Annotated in this window: 9 protein-coding genes; 6 read left to right on the top strand and 3 right to left on the bottom strand. The window is 42.2% G+C overall.

The genetic code is table 11. From position 1 onward, the window contains the following. Positions 1 to 140: 140 nt before the first annotated feature. Positions 141 to 392, bottom strand: coding sequence for a BolA family protein (locus tag IM515_RS20945; RefSeq protein ID WP_002764550.1), 252 nt, complete (start codon positions 390 to 392; stop codon positions 141 to 143). 71 nt (positions 393 to 463) lie between these two features. Beyond that, positions 464 to 1,111: a hypothetical protein gene (locus IM515_RS20940; RefSeq protein WP_193961157.1), complete on the bottom strand. Its 648-nt coding sequence runs from the start codon at positions 1,109 to 1,111 to the stop codon at positions 464 to 466. Between the two features lie 231 nt (positions 1,112 to 1,342). Here IM515_RS20940 and IM515_RS20935 point away from each other — a divergent pair, with 231 nt between their 5' ends. Both IM515_RS20935 and IM515_RS20930 read left to right on the top strand, forming a co-directional pair. Further along, a complete protein-coding gene (locus tag IM515_RS20935; RefSeq protein WP_287630206.1) occupies positions 1,343 to 1,906 on the top strand; it encodes a Uma2 family endonuclease in 564 nt (187 codons plus the stop codon). 132 nt (positions 1,907 to 2,038) lie between these two features. Then, entirely contained in the window at positions 2,039 to 2,608 is a 570-nt protein-coding gene (locus tag IM515_RS20930) for a Uma2 family endonuclease (RefSeq protein WP_287630205.1), read from the top strand. Positions 2,609 to 3,048: 440 nt separating this feature from the next. On the opposite strand, the gene folD is transcribed toward IM515_RS20930, so the two are convergent. Next, entirely contained in the window at positions 3,049 to 3,906 is an 858-nt protein-coding gene (gene folD, locus IM515_RS20925) for a bifunctional methylenetetrahydrofolate dehydrogenase/methenyltetrahydrofolate cyclohydrolase FolD (protein ID WP_002735754.1), read from the bottom strand. Between the two features lie 89 nt (positions 3,907 to 3,995). Between folD and IM515_RS20920 the strand changes: the two genes are divergently transcribed. From IM515_RS20920 to ctpB, 4 genes are all read left to right on the top strand, one after another. Further along, positions 3,996 to 4,655, top strand: coding sequence for an OB-fold nucleic acid binding domain protein (locus IM515_RS20920; protein WP_287630204.1), 660 nt, complete (start codon positions 3,996 to 3,998; stop codon positions 4,653 to 4,655). A 36-nt stretch (positions 4,656 to 4,691) separates the two neighbouring features. Further along, the gene (locus IM515_RS20915; RefSeq protein WP_002764555.1) at positions 4,692 to 5,018 is read left to right on the top strand and encodes a four helix bundle protein; all 327 of its coding nucleotides are present in this window, start codon (positions 4,692 to 4,694) and stop codon (positions 5,016 to 5,018) included. 84 nt (positions 5,019 to 5,102) lie between these two features. After that, entirely contained in the window at positions 5,103 to 5,522 is a 420-nt protein-coding gene (locus tag IM515_RS20910; protein ID WP_002764557.1) for an NUDIX hydrolase, read from the top strand. 142 nt (positions 5,523 to 5,664) lie between these two features. Then, positions 5,665 to 6,990, top strand: coding sequence for a carboxyl-terminal processing protease CtpB (gene ctpB / locus IM515_RS20905; protein ID WP_346304791.1), 1,326 nt, complete (start codon positions 5,665 to 5,667; stop codon positions 6,988 to 6,990). Positions 6,991 to 7,283: the final 293 nt, after the last annotated feature.

The following is a 7,283-nucleotide window of genomic DNA, read 5'->3' as shown; positions in this document are numbered from 1 at the left end:
ATAACTGATAACTGATAACTGATAACTGATAACTGATAACTGATAACTGATAACTGATAACTGATAACTGATAACTGATAACTGATAACTGATAACTGATAACTGATAACTGATAACTGATAACTGATAATTAATAACTGTTATTTTTCTGCTGCCCAACCGTCGGGAGTGTAGGTTTTTAATGCCAAAGCATGGATGGCTTCGGTAGCCAGTGCCGATTGTAAAGCGCCATAAACCATTTGATGCTGTTTAACGCGGGTTTTGCCAGCAAATTCGCCGGAAATAACCACCGCTTCCAAATGATCGCCACCTCCCGTTAAATCCCGAATCATCACCTGTGCATCGGGGATTTGTTCTTGAATCATCGCTTCTACTTGACGAAAGTCAACCATCGTAACTCCTCAAAACAATTTAAAGATACTCTGTCCCATTGTTACCGAAAGCTCGTCAATGGGGATAAAATTCACTGCTTTGGGGGGGGATTGCTAGGAGTTGCGGAGGTGGGAGTCGGTGCGGAGATGGGTGTGCTGACAAATCCCATCTCGTAGAGTTGTTGATAGCTTTTTTGTCCTAATTCACTGGTGGGGTTTTGGGATTGAATCACCTGAATTAACAAAGGAACCGCCAATTCTGGCTGATTTTGCGCCCTATGGACCAAAGCAAGCTTATAGGTGGCTTCATCCCGCATTTGTCCGGTGTTTAAAGCACTTTGACGCTGAGAATCGAATACTTTTGGGTCAATTCCTGAGAAACTATTAGCTAATTGCAGATGATAGTTAGATAGTTGGTTAAAAATCCGGCGCGCTTGATTGAGTTTGTCCACAGCGACATCGTATTTAGCGGCATTAATAGCGGCGTTCGCTTCTTCCACTAAACGTTGTCCCCCCTGAAGACTCAGGACACTATCGGCTTGATTTAAGGGTTTTAATTCGTTAGGATCACTGGCAGGAGTGTTAGAGTCGGGGGTTTGTGCTTGTCCGTTAGGTGCGATCGCAATCACTAAACCGATCACCAAAGTGAGCAGATAAATTAAACTATAAGGCTGTTTTCGCTTAACCATAAAATTTCTCGACTTAATGTTCCTGAGGGGAACGGCTATTTTTTTCGACATCGACAACTGACCTATAGTAGCTTTTTTGGGGCAGTTTCGATCCTACCCCAGCTTTCTAGACGTTAGCTCTAGCGGTTTTGTCGCCATGGCAAGCGATGATTTTTCTTGAAAAATCAGTACAAGTCCCCAAAAAGTTAGTTTATTCCCCCCGATTAATGGTTTAAATACCGATAATTCACTCGTTGGAAGGCTGTCCAGATAGAATAAAGAGAAAGTAGGAGTTTAGTTGAAATGTCTTTATCACTGATTACCCGTAAATTTACGGTGGAAGAATACGAAAAAATGGCAACCCAGGGAATAATCAAACCCGATGAAAAAGTGGAATTAATTCGAGGAGAAATTATCAAAATGTCACCGATGGGAACCCGTCATGCTGCTGGTATAGATAGATTAATACAATTATTCTATCAAAAGTTAGGACAGAAAATTATTCTCAGAGTGCAAAATCCGATTAGATTAAATAATAATTCTCAACCAGAACCAGATTTAAGTTTACTAATACCTCGATCGGATTTTTATGTTGCTGCCCATCCTTGTCCTCAAGATATCTATTTAATTATTGAAGTTTCTGATTCTACCATCGATTATGATCGCTATACTAAAATCCCTCTTTATGCGGAGGCAAATATTCAAGAAGTTTGGATTATAAATCTCAAGGAAGAATGTTTAGAAGTTTATCGCCATCCTCTGAATGGTAGTTATCAAGCTATGCAGAAATATTATCGAGGTGAAAGTGTTTTTATTGAATCCTTTCCCGATATAAAATTCACTATTGCAGAAATTTTAGGAGTTTAGATGAACGTAGGTTGGGTTGAAGCATGAAACCCAACGCCCCGATGGGTTACGCTACCGCTAACCCATCCTACAAATGATTGTGCCTCCCTACTTAGAATTCACTATTGCAGAAATCTTAGGAGTTTAGTTAAAATGTCTTTATCACTGATTACCCGTAAATTTACGGTGGAAGAATACGAAAAAATGGCAACCGAGGGAATAATCAAACCCGATGAAAAAGTGGAATTAATTCGAGGAGAAATTATCAAAATGTCACCGATGGGAACCCGTCATGCTGCCAGTATTTATCGATTAACACAGTTATTTTATCGAAAATTTGGCGATCTTATTCTCTTAGGAGTGCAAAATCCGATTAGATTAAATAATAATTCTCAACCAGAACCAGATTTAAGTTTACTAATACCTCGATCAGATTTTTATGTTGCTGCCTATCCTTGTCCTCAAGATATCTATTTAATTATTGAAGTTTCTGATTCTACCCTCGATTATGATCGCTATACTAAAATCCCTCTTTATGCAGAAGCAAATATTAAAGAGGTTTGGATTATAAATCTCAAGGAAGAATGTTTAGAAGTTTATCGCCATCCTCTGAATGGTAGTTATCAAGCTATGCAGAAATATTATCGAGGTGAAAGTATTTTTATTGAGTCCTTTCCAGAAATAGAGTTAACTTTAATTGAAATACTCGGTAATATTTGTTAAATTAAATTATAGAGCGTTTCTTATACTATTTTCTTTATTTCTGAGTAGGTAGGCGTTAAAAATTATCAGACACCCCCCTTATCAAGGGTGGCAGGGGGGATCGAACCTAAAATCCATTTTTAATTTAATTATATTATAACCAGCTACTTGGCAGGCATCCTACTATTATTTTTCTAAGAGATGACGGTACTTTTCTTGGAGATTTTCCGTTGCTTTGGTTAATTTCCCCTTTTCGTCTTGGAGACACCATCAGCACCTGCGCTAACACCCACACCAGCAGTAACTAAGGCAGCCGCACCAAGAATAATCGGGATAATAAAGATCATGACCGAAAAGCTCCTAGTCTATCCAGTTTTGTAAAATTCTACCAACATAGTTAAAAAAAATCAAGAATTATATCGGTAGAATCACTGAATAGCTGATAGCTGGTAGCTGAGGATTTATAACTTGCGTTCGTAACTTAACAAGGTATTTTTTAATAACATTGCCACCGTCATCGGACCGACACCCCCGGGGACAGGAGTAAGATAACTAGCTACTTCTAAAACCCCAGCATAGTCCACATCCCCCACCAAACGGTCAGCGACGCGATTAATCCCCACATCCACCACCACTGCACCCGGTTTTACCATATCCGGGGTGATTAAATTCGCTTTACCGACCGCAGGTACTAAAATATCAGCACTTCTGGTTATTTCTGCCAGATTTTCCGTGCGTGAGTGAGCAATAGTTACCGTAGCGTTTTCCTCCAATAACATTAAAGCTAAAGGTTTCCCCACTAGAATACTGCGACCCAGCACCACTGCGTGCTTACCGGCTATGGGAATATTATATTCTTTCAGCAGTGCCATGACCCCCGCAGGAGTACAACTGCGGATACAGTCCTCACCCCGCACTAAACCGCCTAAATTGAGAGGATGTAAACCATCAGCATCTTTTTTCGGGTCAATTTGGTAGAGAAGGGAAACCGCATCTAAATGCTTGGGTAAGGGTAATTGAATTAAAATCCCGTCCACCCGCTCATCTTGATTGAGACGGACAATTTCCGCTAAAATTTCTAGTTCACTTGTATCGGTAGGAAAATGACGACCAAAAGAGGCCATGCCGATTTTAGTACAAGCTTTCTCCTTATTGCGTACATAAACGGCACTAGCAGGATTATCCCCCACCATCAACACCGCTAACCCCGGAGGTCTTCCCATTGGAGATTTTAGCGTCTGGATGCGCTCTCCTAGACCAAGCTGGATTTTTTGAGCTAAGGCTTTCCCGTCGAGAATTTGGCAAGTAGTTACGGACATTCTATGATAATACCGAGAACAAAAATCTTTCGGATCCATTCTATGGTCAAAAAGATTGGCTAATCGCACTCGTTAAGGTTAAAGCAAGAATGTCTATCCAGACTCGTGTAGGGCGCATCAGCAGTTTATTATTATTGCTAGGGTTATTCGGTTGTAGTACCCTTGCTGACCTCGGTATTGCCGTTCCCTACATCGGTGATCCTCCCCTAACAGCGATCGAGCAATTACAGGAAAAACCAAAAGGCGCTTTAGTTTATCTTAGGGGAACTGTCAGCAATTATGCCCCTTTTTTAGCGGGAGGGGCCTATCTTTTGCAGGATAGGTCCGGTAAGATTTGGATTCGCACCAATAGCAATAAATTACCCCGTCAAGGCGAGGAAATCGTCATTAAGGGCAAAATTGACTTTGAAGCTATTCCCCAGGGTTCTCAAACCGTTAACGAAATGTATGTAGTGGAATTAGAACAGATGGATGCAGTAGCGGTTAATTCTCTTCCCACTCCTTCCCCGTCCCCAGAAATTAAACCTTCCCCCACCTCGGAAGTTAAACCCCCAGAAAATAATTCTCCCCCAGTCTCAACTAAACCCCTAGAAAATCCCCGACAGGTGACAATTCCCACCGCAACCGCAACAAAACCCCCAGAAACTCCCGTCGTTACCCCCGTTAAACCCAATCCCCCCGCAGTGATTAAACCCGTCCCAGATCCCCTCGATGCTTTCTTTTTACCCCATAAACAAAACGAGAAATAGTAATCAGTAATCAGTAATCAGTAGCGGGGTAAACAGATGGAGAGTAAAGTTTATGACAAAGCTTATAAATTTGCCATTAGGATTGTTAAAGGCTATAAATATTTGTGTGAAACTAAACAAGAATATATTTTGTCAAAACAGCTATTAAGGAGTGGCACTTCAATCGGGGCTAACATTGCCGAGGCTAATGGAGCTATTTCTCAAGCTGATTTTCGAGCTAAAATGTCAATAGCTTATAAAGAATGTCTAGAAACAAAGTATTGGCTGTCTCTATTGAAAGACACGAATTACATAGAGGAAAGAGCCTTTCAAAGTATTAATGATGACGCGGAGGAAATTGGGAAAATGCTTTGGGCTATTTAAAAACCTGCCAAGAAAATACCAAAAACCGATAACTGATAACCGATAACTGATAACCGATAACTGATAACCGATAACTGATAACTGATGATATTTGTTGCTTTGGCGATTTTAGAACAGGACGGTCGCTTTTTAATGCAGTTGCGCGACGACATCCCGACGATTCTCTATCCGGGGGTGTGGGGTTTATTTGGTGGTCACTTAGAAGCGGGTGAAAGTCCAGAAATAGGGTTAAAACGAGAGTTAAAAGAAGAAATTAACTACGAAGCCCCTAGTTTACGCCATTTTCGCTGTTATAACGATGATAATCTCTCTCGTTATCTTTATCATGTACCCCTGACCCTGGAATTAGAAAAATTAGTGCAAACGGAAGGACAAGATTTAGCCTTATTACCCCCGGCTGCCATCCTTCAAGGGGAATACTATTCCCAGAAGATTAATCAGACTCGTCCTTTAGGAAAAATTCATCGCCAGATATTGCTCGATTTTATAGAACTAGAATTATAGTGGATGTTAGAGCCAGACAAGGAACTCCCTTATCTATACGGAAGTCGTAGTTAACACTGCTTCTCACCTCCCTCGAAGGCAAAATGCTCCCGCTTTTTGAATGGCTTTATTGAAACGTCAATCTTATTTTGGCCTTGTCTTTATGAACCAGTCGCGTCCCTCGTTCGTTTCCGTGCAGAAACTCCTATCTGGAGGTGCGATCGCTACCCTAGCAGTTAGTTCCCTGATGGTCCTCACCCCCGCAGCCAAAGGGGAAAAACCCTTAGAAGATAACCCGAAAGCAGTCATCGACCAGGTTTGGCAAATTGTTAATAATGAATTTGTAGATCGTGGTTTTCATCAAATTGACTGGCAAAAAAAACGTCAAGAATTGTTAAGCAGAAATTATACCAATTCCCAACAAGCTTACACGGCAATTCGGGAAACTTTAAAGGAATTGGGTGATACTTATACCCGTTTTTTAACCCCTAGGGAATTTTCTGTCCTCACCAGTCAAACTTCCGGAGAATTATCGGGAATTGGGGTACGTTTAGCTCTCGATAAACGCACTAGCGATCTGGTTGTTGTCGATACGGTGAAAAAATCCCCCGCCAAGGAAGCGGGAGTGAAAAGCGGCGATCGCCTGATCAGAATTAATGGCAAACCCACCGCTTTAATGACCCTAGAACAGGCAATGGAGGCACTACAGGGAGAAGTGGGTACTAGCGTTAGTTTACAGCTTGCCCGTCCCGATCAAGGGGTATTTGAAGTGACTTTGACCAGGGTAGATATCGAAATTCCCTCCGTTAGCTATACCCTTAAACAGGAAGGTGGGGTGAAAGTTGGTTATATTAAACTGGATGAATTTAGTTCCCACGCAGCCGAACAAATGAAACAGGCGATCGAGGAATTAAGTCAACAACAGATATCTGGCTATGTTCTCGATCTGCGGGGCAACCCCGGCGGTTTACTATTTGCTAGTGTCGATATCGCTCGTATGTGGATGAAACAGGGCAAAATCGTTAGCACCATCGATCGACGGGGCGGAGATCGTCAATTTATCGCCAATAACACCGCTATTACCGATTTACCCCTAGTAGTCTTGGTTAATAAAGGTTCAGCGAGTGCCAGCGAAATCCTCGCCGGAGCGCTAAAAGAAAATGGCCGGGCGACTTTAGTAGGTACATCGACCTATGGCAAGAGTACCGTCCAATCGGTACACACCCTCTCCGACGGTTCCGGTTTAGCGGTGACAATTGCTCGTTATTATCCCCCCAACGGCGAAAATATCTACAAAAAAGGCATTAAACCCGATGTGCAGATCGAGTTAACCCAGGAACAACAGCTGCGCTTCCGCGATGATCCTTCTTTGCTGGGAACTAAGGATGATCCCCAGTATCAACAGGCGATCTCACTCCTACAATCCCATAGTGTCAAACGTCCCGGCACCGGCAATCTCAATAACCCTTTGAGTAGTCGAGCCGAATAATTGTCCTCAATAATGTCTAAGTAGGTAGGTGGAATTAAATATAAGATGAACGTAGGTTGGGTGGAAGCATGAAACCCAACGCCCGCTCATGTTACGCTACCGCTAACCCATCCTACAAATAATTGTGCCTCCCTACTTAGGGTTTGCGGCAAAAAGTACGGGCGAAGCATTCGGATAGAAAATCTCCGGTTTCACCGATAGGTTATTGCCCGAATGCTTCGCCCCTACAGGACGCGGGCCGATGAAGACGCAAGGTTTTGAAGCACGATTCTTTCAAAATCTTGCACCAGTTT

This window comes from Microcystis sp. M44BS1 (assembly GCF_020244875.1).
GTDB lineage: Bacteria > Cyanobacteriota > Cyanobacteriia > Cyanobacteriales > Microcystaceae > Microcystis > Microcystis panniformis.
This window is presented reverse-complemented; position numbering and strand designations above follow the sequence as displayed.